Raw genomic sequence first — 13,803 nt, forward strand, 5'->3', positions numbered from 1 at the left:
TTTAGATGATTTTAAAATCAATTATGGCTTTATTTTTTATCTTTCTTTCTTTGTTTTTTCCAAAACAAATTGTGGCTCAAGAAAATAGTTCCCTGTATTTCCATACCAGTATTTATACAACTCACTATACGCCAAGAGATTATCATAATAATCATCAAAATTTAATGGGGATAGAATACCACTATCAGGAAAATAAGTTAAAAGGAATTTCACATTTTTTAAACAGCTATAAACAACCGACCTGGTATATTTACTCAGGCAGATATTATCCCCTTTTTGAAATGGGTGGTTTTGATTTTAATGCCAAACTTACTTATGGAATAATCCATGGCTATGATGATGAAGATGGAGAGCACAGCACCTGGATGCATAATATGGGAACCTTCCCCGGCTTTGTCTTTGGTTTTGGAATTGAAAGAGGACCATATAAGTTAGAAATCCATCCTTTCGCAGATGCGGGTCTAATCACTACAATTGGTATAGAATTTTAAAAGCCCTCAAAAAATTGAGGGCTCTTGCAAACTTAATTAAGCTTTAGTTGTTATTAAATAAATCTCTTGTATAAACCTTATCTTCTACATCTTTAAGTTTATCACTCATTCTGTTGGCGACTATTATATCTGCTTTTTCTTTGAATTTATCAAGATCTTCAATTACTTTCGAGCGATAAAACTGATCATCTTCTAGAACCGGTTCATATACAATTACTTCTATCCCCTTAGCCTTAATTCTTTTCATTACACCCTGTACTGATGACTGTCGAAAGTTATCGGAATCTTTTTTCATGGTCAGCCTATACACACCAACCACTTCTGGCTCCATTTTTATAACCATATCAGCAATATGATCTTTTCTGGTTCTATTAGCATCTACTATTGCCTGCATTATATTATTAGGTACATCCTCATAATTAGCTAAAAGTTGTTTGGTATCTTTGGGCAAACAATAACCTCCATAACCAAAAGAAGGGTTATTATAATGATCTCCGATTCTAGGATCAAGCCCTACTCCTTCAATAATTTGTCTGCTGTCTAAATTTCTAATCTCAGCATAGGTATCAAGTTCATTGAAAAAGGAGACTCTCATAGCAAGATATGTATTTGCAAAAAGTTTAATTGCTTCAGCTTCTGTAGAATCCGTATACAGGGTTGGAATATCTTTTTTGATTGCCCCTTCTTTGAGAAGCTCAGCAAACTTTTCTGCTCTCTCTGATTTTTCACCAATAATAATTCGAGATGGATATAAATTATCATATAGAGCCTTACCTTCCCGCAAAAATTCAGGAGAAAAAATTATATTTTCTGTATTAAATTTCTTGCGGAGTTCTCTCGTATAACCTACTGGAACTGTAGATTTAATAATCATTACAGCATCTTCATTTAAAGAAAGCACATTAGCAACAACAGCCTCAACTGTACGTGTATTAAAATAGTTTTGATCAGGATCATAATTGGTCGGAGTAGCAATTATTACGAAATCGGCCTCTCGATATGCTTTAATTGCATCAATGGTTGCAGTTAAATTTAGTTCCTTGTTTTTTAAATAATCTTCTAATTCAGCATCCACAATTGGAGATTCTTTTCTATTTATCATCTCAACTTTTTCCTCAACTATATCTACCGTTGTTACCTCATGGTTTTGAGCCAAGAGTACTGCATTAGATAAACCTACATATCCTGCACCTGAAACAGTTATTTTCATTATATCCGCTCCCTATCATTAAAAATTTAATTGTTTAACCTATTATAATTATTTCACAAATACTATTCTATTACAAAATCTTACCATTTTCAAGCGCAAAAAAAGCCCTCTCCATTAAAGAAAGGGCTTAGATATTTAGTTATTTATTATTAAGTTCTAGAATTTAATACCTAAAGAAATTGTAAATTTAGTATATTTAAAGTCACCTTCCAATACACCATCTTCCACACCATTACCATTTGGAACTTCTTCTCCTTCAAACTCTATTTCTGTAGAGCCATTATTTACTGTATAAAGCATTTCAAAAACATAGCGTTCTTCAAATTCTATTCCCCCACCTAAAGCATAATAGAGGCCCCCGCTGTTAGACTGATCAATTATATCTATATTTTCTTCATCGATGCCTATGTCATCAAGAGAAAAAAAATTATATCCTAAGTGTCCCACGAAATAAATTGGGTTGTCTGCCATTCGATATTCTCCCAGTAAATATATTGGAGTAAAAGAAAAACTAACATCTGTATCATCTTCATCAATGTCACGATCTAATTGATAGGTGATCCCGGCTCCATAAGCAAAATTGTCAGCTGCTGCTAGTCTGTATTCTGCAGTTAAAGAATAACCGCTTTCTACATCTAATGTGTCAGACATTTCTTCCATATTAGAACCATCTACTGAAAAGTCTGCATCCATTTCTCCACTCAAATCATAACCCAGCCTAAACACAAAATCTCCCCCAACTTGAGCTGCTGCCACCCCACTGAACACAATCAGAGAAATAATTAATAAAAATGCTACCTTTTTCATAAAAAAACTCCTCTCCTAAGGGTACTGTGGATAAAAATAAATATTATAGTATATGCTATTTCGACATTCTTTGATAAATACCTTCATAATATTATAAATATTTCAAAAAATTATAAAGAATTTCAAAAAAAATTTGCTTAAAGCAGGAGATTTAAGTTTATCTCATAATAATGTATATAAGCTATTTAATTAATTAAACTAAGAAATACAATATAAAGTGAGGTCAAATATGAATTATCAGACACAAATAAATGCTTTTGTTGATTATTTTAGAAATGCAGAAAGCAGTAAAAAAGATCATAAAATTGGAGTAGAGTTTGAGCATTTTGTTGTTCATGCAGATTTAAGTGCTGTAAGTTATTATGAAAAACAGGGTATAGAAGATCTATTGAAAGAGATGAGTAAAAAAAATTGGAAAGCTGTTTATGAAGCTGAGCATTTAGTTGCTTTAAATAATAATACTGCAGCTATTACTATTGAGCCAGGAGGACAGTTAGAAATTAGTATCAATCCTTTTGCTAGGATTGAAGAAATTGAGGATATATATATTTCATTTTTAAAAGATATTATTCCTATTTTGAATAGTAGAGATCAAAAACTTTTAGCGATCGGCTATCAACCAAAGGATTCAATTAGAGATATTCCACTGCTGCCTAAAAAGCGCTATAAATATATGTATAAATATTTTGAAGATAAAGGACAATATGCTCACAATATGATGAAGGGAACTGCTTCTTTACAGCTCAGCATTGATTATGTAAATGAAAAAGATTATATAAAAAAGATGAGAACCGCCTTCTTTTTAACACCAATAATATATTATCTTTTTGATAACACTCCTTATTTTGAAGGTAAGATTGCAGCTCAGCCAAGCATGAGAGAAAAAATTTGGAGCAGCTGTGACTCAGATCGTTCTGGAATCATCAATAATGTATTTGAAAAAGAGTTTGCTTATTCTGATTATGCAAAATATCTACTTAACATGCCGCCAATCCTGACTCAAAAAGACGGAGAACTAATTTTTACCGGCGACAAATTGTTAAAAGAAGTAATGACTACAGATAAAAAAGAAGAAATTGAGCATTTTCTTTCAATGGCTTTTCCTGATGTAAGAACTAAAAAGTATATAGAGATTCGTTCAGCAGATGCTCTACCCTATCCTTATAATTTCAGCTATATTGCCTTTTTAAAAGGTATATTTTGTCCAAAAGATAATGTAGATCAACTATATAAGCATTCTCTCCAATATAATCAAAAAGAATTTTTGCAGTTTAAAGAAGATATTATTAATAATAAAGAAAATAAGGAAAGGGATAATTTAATAAAGCACTTAATCTCTTTAGCAGAGAATTCACTACCTGAAGAAGAGAAAATTTATTTAACTGCACTTAAAAAAATATATAATAAATATGGAAAACTCAAAAATAAAACACTTGCAAATATTAAAGCAGGCAAAGACGATTATCTTGACTGGTGTATCCTAACTTCAAACCACTCTTTGAATGATTAGCCAATATACATAGCTGAAAAAAATAAGCAGCCTGTTCATTATGGCTGCTTATTAGTTTTCTTCTATTAAATTATAATTTTCTACTTAAATTATTCTTTAATTAATTACTAATCTCTGGAGATGTTTAAGTTCCAGTTCAAAGATCTCTCCTGCTGCAGGCCAAACAATCAGTTTTTCCTGGGCAAATTCAGCCTTTATATCTTCTGCATTTTCTCTATTAATTAAATATAATTCTTCATCTTCTAAATATTCTATACTTATTATATTGTTAAAATTAATATTTAAAGGGCTACCCAGAGATGTTTTAATGCTAATACTTTCAGTCATTAAATTTGCAAAAAAGAAATCTTTGTTTTTAGTTGTTATAGATGCCCGCTTATTATTATTAAATCTGCTGCTGGAACGAAATTCTAAAGAATGCACTTCACTACCACTTACTGTTATTACTCCATTTTGTGTGTCAAATCTTAATTCACTTAATAATTCACCTCTAAAACGATTATTCTCTACAGCTCTTAAAACAATCTTTTCATTTTCTCTAATTATATTATTTAGATAGGAGCTCTGTATATTGATTTCTGCATAATCTGTTTTAATTCTTAAACTATCATTTAATAATTCGCCTCTATAATTTTCTCCATTCTGAAGCCGAAGCTGGTCTGCTATAACCGAACTCGAAAAAATTACAAGCAATATAATTAAAATAGTTGAAATTAATATTTTCTTTGTCATAATTACGAACCTCCTCTATAGTTAAATATTCATTTAGATTTATTGTTTATTTTTCCATCAAACCATGAAGAAAACTGGAAACCAAACTAATAATAATTGATGCCATAAATGCAGAAAAGAAACCACTGACAAAAAAACCAGGTACTAATACTGAAGTTAAAGCTATCATAATAGCATTTATTACAAATAAGAATAGTCCAAAAGTTAAAATGGTAAAAGGAATTGTTAAAATTGTAAATATAGGTCTAATAAATCCATTTACAAAACCTAGTACCACAGCCGCAAAAAAGCCAGCCCAAATTCCACTCACGCTAATGCCTGGCAGTATATAAGCTGCAACTAATAAGGCTATCATTGTTGAAAAAACTTTAGCAAAAAAACTTGAGTATCCTCTCATAATATACCTCCTAATTTTCCAAAAACTACTTATATATAAGTTCTTTGACTCCAGGTGTATTCCTTCTTTTCTTTATTATATCATAAATATATATTTTATTTTGAAATATATTTGACAGTTAGAATATGCTGTATTATAATAAAGTAAAGTAAAGTACTCAACTTTCATAAAATTTTAAGCAGGAGGCTCACAATGATTCATAAAGATGTTACGAAATTAATTGGTTATACACCAATGGTTCGCTTAAATAATCTTATTACAGAAGAAAATGCAGAAGTCCTAGTCAAACTTGAATGTTTTAATCCAGGTGGAAGTATCAAAGATAGAATAGCACTAAATATGATCAATAAAGCAGAACAATCAGGTGAGTTGAAAAAAAATGGGGTAATTGTTGAGCCTACAAGTGGTAACACAGGAATTGGTATTGCCATGGTTGGTGCGGCGAGGGGCTATAAAGTAATTTTAACCATGCCGGATTCAATGAGTCTCGAAAGAAGGCAAATGCTAAAAGCTTATGGAGCAGAATTAGTTCTTACAGATGCTTCTAAAGGTATGAAAGGTTCTATTGAAAAAGCAGAAGAAATTGCTGCTGAAAAAAATGGAATAGTTCTTTCTCAGTTTACAAATGATGCTAACCCAAGTGCCCACCGCGAAACAACAGCTTTAGAAATAATTAGAGACACAGAAGGTAGAATAGATCATTTTGTTGCTGGTGTTGGAACAGGTGGTACAGTAACGGGTGTTGGAGAAATACTTAAGTCAAGAATCAAAGGCCTGGAGGTAACAGCAGTGGAACCCACAAAATCAGCAGTAATCTCTGGTGAAAAACCCGGTCCACATAAAATAGCTGGAATCGGAGCAGGTTTCATACCACAGGTTTTAAATACTGATATAATAGATAGAATTGAAAAAGTTAGTAATCAAGAAGCTTATGAGATGACGAAAAATTTAGCTAAAAAAGAAGGATTGTTTCTGGGTATTTCATCAGGTGCAGCTATAACTGCAGCTCTCCGTCTGGCTAAAGAATTAAGTAATGAACAAAGAATTGTTGTAATAGCACCTGATACAGGTGAAAGATATTTGAGTACAGGTGTTTTCAATTAGTTAAATCCGATAATTAAAATAGAGAATTTCCCCTGTTAAGAGCCCCGGAGGCCCCCCAACCTCTAGGGCTATTTTTTTATCTTTTTATAGCTTGTTATAATTATCTAAATATCAAATAATTAAAACAAATAAATTTTATAAATTTTATACCAACTATTAACAAAACCCCTCTTCCATCTTTTGGAAAGGGGTTTTTATCTTTAAAGTGAATTATAATAATTTAAAAAGTTAATTAATCAATCTGTTTTGTCAGCAGATTGATTGCCCAATATTTCTTTTTTTAACTTTCTAAACTCTTCTTCTAACTCTAATAACTGATCTTTAACAGGATCTGGTAAATCTGCATGTTCAAGTTCTCTTTCTGGATGAACACGTTTTCCATCTCTTACTACCACTCGACCAGGAACTCCAACCACAGTTGCATTTTCTTCTACATCGCTCAGCACAACTGAACCAGCACCAATTTTAACACAGTCATTAATTTTAATTGAACCTAAGACTTTTGCACCAGCACCTACAACTACATTATTACCAATAGTAGGGTGTCTTTTGCCCTTTTCTTTTCCTGTACCACCAAGGGTTACTCCCTGGTAAAGAGTAACATTTTCACCAATTTCCGTAGTTTCTCCAATCACAACACCCATTCCATGGTCAATGAAAAACCCCTTAGCTATCTGGGCACCAGGATGAATTTCAATTCCCGTCAAAAAACGGGCCAGTTGAGATATAAAACGGGGTAGGATTCTTAAGCCCATTTTATAAAGAACATGAGAAAAGCGATGAAATAAAAGCACATGAAGACCTGAATATGTCAATAAAACCTCAAAAATATTATTAGCAGCTGGATCACGTTCAAACACTGCATTTATATCAGCCCTAATAGTATCAAACATAATTTAAACCTCCAGTAAAATGATTATTTTAATAATCATTAGTTTATCACTCAACTTTATTATATGTTTTATCTAAAAAAATACAAGTGTTAATTTTTAACTAAATCTTCTGGTCTATGTCCTTTCAAAAACCAGAGCCTAGATTGGTTATTGATATCTACTAATAATTGGCCTATTTCTGCAGTAGAACCCTGCTTATCTTTACCTATAATAGAAAATAATTCATCACTGATAACACTTTTCTTTAAGCCATTTTGGATTAAAGAAGAAATATAATGAACTAGAGCCCTTGCCTCTTTAGATTCAAGGTCATAGTTTTTCAAAAGATATTTCTGTAGTCTTTTTTGGGCAAAATTAAATATTATTGATCCCTTTTCTATTAATTTATCATAATCAGCCTGGGGAATATCAGCATAATCAAGATCTCGTGCCATCTGCTCATTATAAATAAATTCAATATCCATTACCTGATCTAAAGCCATAATCCCACCAGCTTCCTGTAATATATTATGATAATTAGAATTTAAATATAATACATTATTAAAATGATCTGCTCCAACTTCAATTTTAGTATATTCTGTCAGTTTTTCATATAAAGTGTGAGTCTCCATAACTCCATAAAAGTTGAGCATTGCCCAGCTTTTTAATAATAAATCCTGGTTTGTTTCAATTTGCTCTTTAATTTTACTATTTTTTAAACTAACTTTTAAAACAGCATAAATTTCATCGGGAAAAATAAATAAAAGTCCTTCTTCAACTAAAGCAGGATATGCTATGCCATAACTAAATAAAAAAGCACCTAAATCTAATTCTTCTACATTTATTTGTTCGGCATCAATTACGAACTTTTTTTGCCCAGAGTTAATAACATGATTTAAGAAATGATAATTTGTTTTTGCTAAAAATGGGATAATCTTTGCTAAATACTCAGGAATTGCATTAGAGAGTTTAACAATTAATTCATCTTTATTGAACTGACTAACACCCTCTATATTAAGATTTTTTCTTATTTCAGTTAAATCTTTTTTTCTTAGAGTAGCCAATTGATCTTTTAACTTTAAACTATCACTTTTAAAACTAAATATCTTTTCAAAATCATAATCAAATTGTTCCACAAAATCTTCAACAATTTCTTCTTCATATTCAGACATATTAGAACTCCTTTTGAGTGATTTTTGTATATTTTAATGGCTAAAAAGTTAATTTAATTCTTTTTCGGCGATTTCTGAAATGCTAAATCCAATATCTGTGCGATAATGCATATCTTCAAATTCAACCTCTTCAATATATTGATAAACTTTATTAATTGTATTTAAAAGTCCATTATCTACTACAGTTAATCCTAATACACGACCACCATCAGTATAATATTTATCCTCAACGATTTTTGTGCCAGCATGGAAAATTAAAAGATCATCGTGATGTTTTAAATTATCCAGACCTTTAATCTCATAACCAGTATTAAATGTTAGTGGATAACCTGCAGAAGCTAAGACAACACAAACTGCTACACTACCGCTTACTTTAATCTCTTTTTTATATTTTAGTTCCACATTATTTGTCATTTCCATTAATTCTATGATATCTTCTCCTAATCTTGGTAAAATAACCTGAGTTTCAGGATCACCAAAACGCGCATTATAATCTATTACTGCTGGTCCACTTTCAGTGAGAATCATCCCAATATGCAGTACACCTCGATAGTCAATTCCCTCACTGTTAAGAGCATGAAGGGTTGGCCGTAAAATCTCTCTGCAAATTTTGTCCATCAATTCTTCATCGGTGTTAACAGCTGGTGAATAAGCACCCATTCCCCCTGTATTAGGTCCTTCATCTCCTTCAAAAACAGCTTTGTGATCCCTTGCAGTAGTAATAGGAAGTATTGTCTGTCCATCGGTTAGAGCAAATACCGAAAGTTCTTCTCCTTCTAAAAAGTCTTCTACTACAATTCGGTCACCAGCATCCCCAAAAGTCTTATCTTCCATAATTCTAGTTACTGCATCCTGTGAATCCTGGAAATTAGAAGCTACAATAGATCCTTTACCCTGAGCAAGTCCTTCAGCCTTAATGACAAGAGGGTAATCTGCATTCTTTAAATAATTAAGAGCAGAATCAGGATCAGTAAAAACTTCATATTCAGCAGTAGGAATGTTATATTTATTTAAAATATCTTTGGCAAAAACTTTTGATCCTTCAAGCAAAGCAGCCTGTTTTTTAGGACCAAAAATCGGTAGAGATTCTTCAACAAAATAATCTACAATCCCTGCAACCAAAGGCTCTTCAGGTCCAACTACTGTCATTCCGATTTCATTTTCCCTGGCAAAATTAGCCAGGCCTTCTATATCATCTGCTTTTATATCAACCGTTTGAGCTATGTCAGTCATCCCATCATTTCCTGGAGCCACAAAAATTTCATCTACTCGCTCACTTCTAAATAGCTTCCAGGCTAGAGCATGCTCTCTGCCGCCATTTCCTACAACCAGTACTTTCATAATTCTATCCTCCTTATCTATGGTCTGATTATTGCTTCTTGTCGCCCTGGCCCTACACTAATTATTTTAGCTGGAACTCCGACCAGTTCTTCTATTCTTTCTATATATTTTTGAGCATTAAGTGGTAGTTCTTGATATTTTCTGCAACCGGATATATCTTCATCCCAGGCAGGCCAGCTTTCGTAAATGGGCTCATAAGGCAGCTCACTTTCTAAATAGGGTGGGAATTCTTCTACCTGCTCATTACCATGTTGATAAGCAGTACAAAGTTTAATTTCTTTTAAGCCAGATAGAACATCTATTTTAGTTAATGCTATTTCAGTTAAGCCATTAACTCTCACAGCATGTTTTAAAATTGGGATATCCAGCCAACCACACCTTCTCGGTCTACCAGTAGTTACTCCATACTCATGCCCCTTATCTCGCAAAAATTCTCCCCATTGATTTTTTAATTCTGTTGGGAAAGGTCCTTCTCCAACCCTGGTTAAATAAGCCTTGGTAACCCCTATCACATCATCAATTGTAGTTGGACCCATACCGGTACCTGTACATACTCCTCCAGCAGTAGGGTTAGAAGAAGTTACAAATGGATAGGTTCCATAGTCTAGATCCAGTAATGTTCCTTGAGCACCTTCAAAAAATATCTTCTTATTCTTCTGATGAGCTTTATTCAATAAAAGTGAAGTATTAGTCACATAAGGTCTCAGCTTTTCTATATATGGTTGTAAATTTTTAATTATTTCTGTTGCTTTTAACTTTTTCGCTCCATAAACTTTTTTTAAAATCACATTGTGATAGTCAAGAGCTTTCTCTAGCTTTGCTCTTAGTCTTCCTTCATCCAGCAGATCAGCAATTCTAATTCCTCTTCTGGCTGTTTTATCGGTATAACAGGGGCCGATTCCTTTACCGGTTGTTCCAATTTTATCGTCACCTTTTCTTTTTTCTTCTAAAGCATCCAGCATTTTATGATAAGGCATAATTACATGAGCAGTTTCAGAAATATAAAGATTTGCTAGAGAAATATCTCTTTCTTCAAGTCCTTCCATTTCTTCTACCATAGCCTCAGGATCAATAACTACCCCACCACCTAAGACAGATTTCTTATCTTCATATAATATACCTGAAGGGATAAGATGAAGCTCAAATTTTTGATCACCTACAATAACAGTATGCCCGGCATTATTACCTCCACCATATCTTACAACTAAGTCAGCTGTTTTAGCCAGCATATCTGTAATTTTACCTTTACCTTCATCTCCCCATTGTGCACCCACAACAATTTTATTCGACATCTTTTCGCCTGAAAAAATTCAGGCTTCCTCCTCTCATATTTAAGAGCTAAATTTTAATTTGCTTCTCACTACTTGCTACTTCATTAAAATCTTTTTTAAAACTTTCTATGTCTACTTCTATTTTAACAAAGTTTTCTCTAAAGTGCATCTTTTTAATCTAATTTAACAGTCCTGTCCTTTTAAATATCTTATCTATATTTTTCAAATAAGCCTGCCAGTCAAAAATATTAGCTAACTCTTCTTCAGATAAATGGCTTTTTATTTGAGGATCATTAGTAATTAATTCCCTATAATCTTTTTTATCTTCCCAGGCAGTCATTGCATTTCGCTGGGCCAACTCATAGGCTTCCTCTCTGCGCAGGCCTTTTTCAACCAGGGCCAGCAAAAGTCTCTGTGAAAAGGTTAAGCCCAATGTTTTTTCCAGATTAGACTTCATGTTATCCTCATTGACAACTAATTCTTCCATCACAGCTTTAAAATTATACAGCATATAGTCTAGCAAAATAGCACTATCCGGCAGAATTACCCTTTCTACCGACGAATGGGTTAAATCCCTTTCGTGCCAGAGATTAATGTTTTCTAGAGCAGGAACTACATTTCCTCTAACAACCCTTGCTAATCCACTTAAGCGCTCACAAACGATTGGATTCTTTTTATGTGGCATCGCCGAAGAACCTTTTTGCCCTTTTCGAAAACCTTCTTCTACTTCCAGGATATCTGTTCTCTGAAGATTTCTAATCTCAGTAGCAAATTTTTCTATAGATGCTGCAGTTAATGCCAGCCTTTCTACAAAATCAGCATGGCGATCCCTTTGTAAAATCTGAGAACTTACCGCTGAATTACTGAGTCCTAAAATTTCACATACCCTTGTTTCTATTTCAGGCTCAATTGAAGAAAAACTTCCTACCGCACCTGAAATTTGGCCAACAGCCACAAATTCCAGGAGCTGATTAAATCTTTTTAGCTGTCTTCCTATCTCCTGATACCAGGTCAAAAGTTTAAGTCCCCAGGTTAATGGTTCAGCATGAACTCCATGGGTTCTGCCCACCATGATTGTATCTTTATCAGCCAGAGCTTTTTCCCCTAAAACCTGATATAATTCTTCTAAATCTTTAATAATCAATTGACAGGCTTCTTTCATTTGTACTGCCCTAGCAGTATCTTTAATATCAGAAGAAGTCAAACCTTCATGGATAAAACGAGATTCATTGCCTAAAGGTGCAGAAATCGCCTCGATAAAAGCTATCATATCATGTCGGGTCTTTTTTTCAATTGCTTTGATTTCTACTAAATCTACAACCGCTTCTTTTTCAATCTTTTCAGCAGCTTCCATTGGAATTTCTCCCTTTTCAGCCCTCGCCTTTAAAACTGCAATCTCAATGTCCAGCCAGATCTTATACTTATTTTCTTCACTCCAAATTTTTTCCATCTCTTCACGGCCATATCGTGCCAGCATAAAAATCTTCCCCTCTTCTCGCTTCTTTAATTATATTTTCAAAATCTAAAAAAAAAATAAATAACTCCCATATTTGAACATTAAACCCCTTAAAAGACAACTATGTTAAATTAAAAATAATAAAGCCACTTTTTCAGTTTAATATTAGCAGATGCAGTAGTTAGTGTCAAGAATGATAGCTGATTAGAATATTATTTATTTTAATTAGAATTTTTGCTTAAAAAAAGCATAATATCTGATATAATAAAAATAAGTGTTTTAAAAAGTCATTAATACGGGTGATAAAATGGAAGAAAACTTTTATAAAAATAATATAGATTTAAGTGAAAGACAAAGTCGGCAAACAGTTACTATTGCTGATACTTTGCTAGAAAAAGGGCTATTGCGTAATTACACTGGTGATGAATGTAAAATACTGCTTTATCTTTTTACTCACCGCAGAAAAGAAAACATTGTAGAAATAGAAATACCACTGGCAGCTGCTGCCCTGGGGCTGGAGATAAAAAAATTAAAAAAGTCTCTGCATTCTTTAAACAATAAAGGAGTTTTAAAATCAAAGCAAAACAAAAGTTCAGAAGTTCTAAATTATAAATTAGAACTTAATAATTTGATGACTGAACTCACAGATGAAGAAGAGTTAGAAAATTACGAAGAAGTTTCAGCTAAAGAACTCCGGAGAAGGGTTATTAAATCACAGGCACTTTCTAAATCAGAAATTGCAGCAGCTTTAATTTCATTTTTGCCTCCTGACAACAGGAATATCCACAGGCGAGAAGAAATCAAAGGCTGGCTCGATGATTTTGAATTAAAAATGTTAAAAGAATTAATCAGGAGAGTAGATAAGTGGCTGCAAAGAGAAGGTGGCGGAGATTATATGGTCGGTAGTTTTTCTTACCTGCGCAAAATAGTTCAGAGCTGGTATGAAGAAGAAATAACAAACTATGAAAAACTTCAGCAGCAGGATAAGCTCTATAGAGAAACTAGAGAGCTGGCAAAAGCATACGGTATTAATGCTTTTTCTTCAAATACCGCTCAGCTTAAGACTTTTCAAAATTGGTTAAGTGGACATCAGGCTTTAAGTAAAGAGCTTGCTTTAGCTGCAATTCGCGAAGCCGTCCGTCGCAAAAGGGATGGACAGCCTTCATTAAAATATATTGAAGATAACTTTATCAATCCGATCAAGGAACTGAAGATCAACAACCTGGCCGATTTTAAGCGCTGGTTGCAAAAAGAAATGGATAATAATTCTTTAAAAGCTGATCAAAGAGAAAAAAATACTGCAGATCAAACTGAGGCAGAACAGAAAAAAGACAAAAACAAAAAAAGTAAAGAGCAAAGCAAAAATAATCAGGATGATTATAAATGGAAAGATTTTTTCATAGATTTTGATAAATACAAAGAATAAAAAGGGGGAAAAAT

The 13,803-nt window shown here is 33.0% G+C and carries 13 protein-coding genes; 4 read left to right on the forward strand and 9 right to left on the reverse strand.

The features are described 5' to 3' along the window. Positions 1–5: 5 nt before the first annotated feature. Positions 6–491, forward strand: coding sequence for a hypothetical protein (locus HALSA_RS11960; protein ID WP_013406800.1), 486 nt, complete (start codon positions 6–8; stop codon positions 489–491). Positions 492–534: 43 nt separating this feature from the next. Here HALSA_RS11960 and HALSA_RS11965 read toward each other — a convergent pair whose 3' ends face one another. Together HALSA_RS11965 and HALSA_RS11970 are read right to left on the reverse strand one after the other, a co-directional pair. After that, the gene (locus tag HALSA_RS11965; protein ID WP_013406801.1) at positions 535–1,701 is read right to left on the reverse strand and encodes a nucleotide sugar dehydrogenase; all 1,167 of its coding nucleotides are present in this window, start codon (positions 1,699–1,701) and stop codon (positions 535–537) included. A gap of 156 nt (positions 1,702–1,857) precedes the next feature. Further along, positions 1,858–2,508, reverse strand: a complete 651-nt coding sequence (locus tag HALSA_RS11970; RefSeq protein ID WP_013406802.1) for a hypothetical protein — start codon at positions 2,506–2,508, stop codon at positions 1,858–1,860. Positions 2,509–2,737: 229 nt separating this feature from the next. Between HALSA_RS11970 and HALSA_RS11975 the strand changes: the two genes are divergently transcribed. After that, positions 2,738–4,018, forward strand: a complete 1,281-nt coding sequence (locus HALSA_RS11975) for a glutamate-cysteine ligase family protein (protein ID WP_013406803.1) — start codon at positions 2,738–2,740, stop codon at positions 4,016–4,018. A gap of 96 nt (positions 4,019–4,114) precedes the next feature. Here the strand turns inward: HALSA_RS11975 and HALSA_RS11980 are convergent, their stop codons facing one another. Continuing rightward, positions 4,115–4,750: a hypothetical protein gene (locus HALSA_RS11980; protein WP_013406804.1), complete on the reverse strand. Its 636-nt coding sequence runs from the start codon at positions 4,748–4,750 to the stop codon at positions 4,115–4,117. Between the two features lie 46 nt (positions 4,751–4,796). Then, a complete protein-coding gene (locus HALSA_RS11985; protein ID WP_013406805.1) occupies positions 4,797–5,147 on the reverse strand; it encodes a phage holin family protein in 351 nt (116 codons plus the stop codon). Between the two features lie 192 nt (positions 5,148–5,339). Between HALSA_RS11985 and cysK the strand changes: the two genes are divergently transcribed. Next, positions 5,340–6,251 (forward strand): cysteine synthase A, encoded by a 912-nt coding sequence (gene cysK, locus HALSA_RS11990; RefSeq protein WP_013406806.1) that lies wholly within the window; start codon positions 5,340–5,342, stop codon positions 6,249–6,251. Between the two features lie 236 nt (positions 6,252–6,487). Here the strand turns inward: cysK and cysE are convergent, their stop codons facing one another. The 5 genes from cysE to purB all read right to left on the reverse strand — a co-directional run bounded on the left by cysE (position 6,488) and on the right by purB (position 12,384). Further along, the gene (gene cysE / locus HALSA_RS11995) at positions 6,488–7,144 is read right to left on the reverse strand and encodes a serine O-acetyltransferase (RefSeq protein ID WP_013406807.1); all 657 of its coding nucleotides are present in this window, start codon (positions 7,142–7,144) and stop codon (positions 6,488–6,490) included. 89 nt (positions 7,145–7,233) lie between these two features. Continuing rightward, positions 7,234–8,295, reverse strand: coding sequence for a hypothetical protein (locus HALSA_RS12000; RefSeq protein WP_013406808.1), 1,062 nt, complete (start codon positions 8,293–8,295; stop codon positions 7,234–7,236). Between the two features lie 48 nt (positions 8,296–8,343). Continuing rightward, positions 8,344–9,636, reverse strand: a complete 1,293-nt coding sequence (gene purD / locus HALSA_RS12005; RefSeq protein WP_013406809.1) for a phosphoribosylamine--glycine ligase — start codon at positions 9,634–9,636, stop codon at positions 8,344–8,346. Between the two features lie 17 nt (positions 9,637–9,653). After that, positions 9,654–10,928 (reverse strand): adenylosuccinate synthase, encoded by a 1,275-nt coding sequence (locus HALSA_RS12010; protein ID WP_013406810.1) that lies wholly within the window; start codon positions 10,926–10,928, stop codon positions 9,654–9,656. Positions 10,929–11,085: 157 nt separating this feature from the next. Beyond that, the gene (purB, locus tag HALSA_RS12015; protein ID WP_013406811.1) at positions 11,086–12,384 is read right to left on the reverse strand and encodes an adenylosuccinate lyase; all 1,299 of its coding nucleotides are present in this window, start codon (positions 12,382–12,384) and stop codon (positions 11,086–11,088) included. A gap of 286 nt (positions 12,385–12,670) precedes the next feature. On the opposite strand from purB, the gene HALSA_RS12020 reads away from it, so the two are divergent. Beyond that, on the forward strand, positions 12,671–13,789 hold the full coding sequence (locus tag HALSA_RS12020) for a DnaD domain protein (RefSeq protein ID WP_013406812.1): 1,119 nt from the start codon (positions 12,671–12,673) through the stop codon (positions 13,787–13,789). Positions 13,790–13,803: the final 14 nt, after the last annotated feature.

Origin of the sequence: Halanaerobium hydrogeniformans (genome assembly GCF_000166415.1) — a bacterium.
Taxonomy (GTDB): domain Bacteria; phylum Bacillota; class Halanaerobiia; order Halanaerobiales; family Halanaerobiaceae; genus Halanaerobium; species Halanaerobium hydrogeniformans.

Bases quoted from the DNA above. Each gene is read 5' to 3' on its own strand.
- purB (WP_013406811.1), bottom strand. From the start codon at position 12,384: ATGCTGGCACGATATGGCCGTGAAGAGATGGAAAAAATTTGGAGTGAA.
- HALSA_RS11965 (WP_013406801.1), bottom strand. From the start codon at position 1,701: ATGAAAATAACTGTTTCAGGTGCAGGATATGTAGGTTTATCTAATGCA.
- cysE (WP_013406807.1), bottom strand. From the start codon at position 7,144: ATGTTTGATACTATTAGGGCTGATATAAATGCAGTGTTTGAACGTGAT.
- HALSA_RS12010 (WP_013406810.1), bottom strand. From the start codon at position 10,928: ATGTCGAATAAAATTGTTGTGGGTGCACAATGGGGAGATGAAGGTAAA.
- HALSA_RS11980 (WP_013406804.1), bottom strand. From the start codon at position 4,750: ATGACAAAGAAAATATTAATTTCAACTATTTTAATTATATTGCTTGTA.
- HALSA_RS11960 (WP_013406800.1), top strand. From the start codon at position 6: ATGATTTTAAAATCAATTATGGCTTTATTTTTTATCTTTCTTTCTTTG.
- purD (WP_013406809.1), bottom strand. From the start codon at position 9,636: ATGAAAGTACTGGTTGTAGGAAATGGCGGCAGAGAGCATGCTCTAGCC.
- HALSA_RS12000 (WP_013406808.1), bottom strand. From the start codon at position 8,295: ATGTCTGAATATGAAGAAGAAATTGTTGAAGATTTTGTGGAACAATTT.
- HALSA_RS12020 (WP_013406812.1), top strand. From the start codon at position 12,671: ATGGAAGAAAACTTTTATAAAAATAATATAGATTTAAGTGAAAGACAA.
- HALSA_RS11975 (WP_013406803.1), top strand. From the start codon at position 2,738: ATGAATTATCAGACACAAATAAATGCTTTTGTTGATTATTTTAGAAAT.
- HALSA_RS11970 (WP_013406802.1), bottom strand. From the start codon at position 2,508: ATGAAAAAGGTAGCATTTTTATTAATTATTTCTCTGATTGTGTTCAGT.
- cysK (WP_013406806.1), top strand. From the start codon at position 5,340: ATGATTCATAAAGATGTTACGAAATTAATTGGTTATACACCAATGGTT.
- HALSA_RS11985 (WP_013406805.1), bottom strand. From the start codon at position 5,147: ATGAGAGGATACTCAAGTTTTTTTGCTAAAGTTTTTTCAACAATGATA.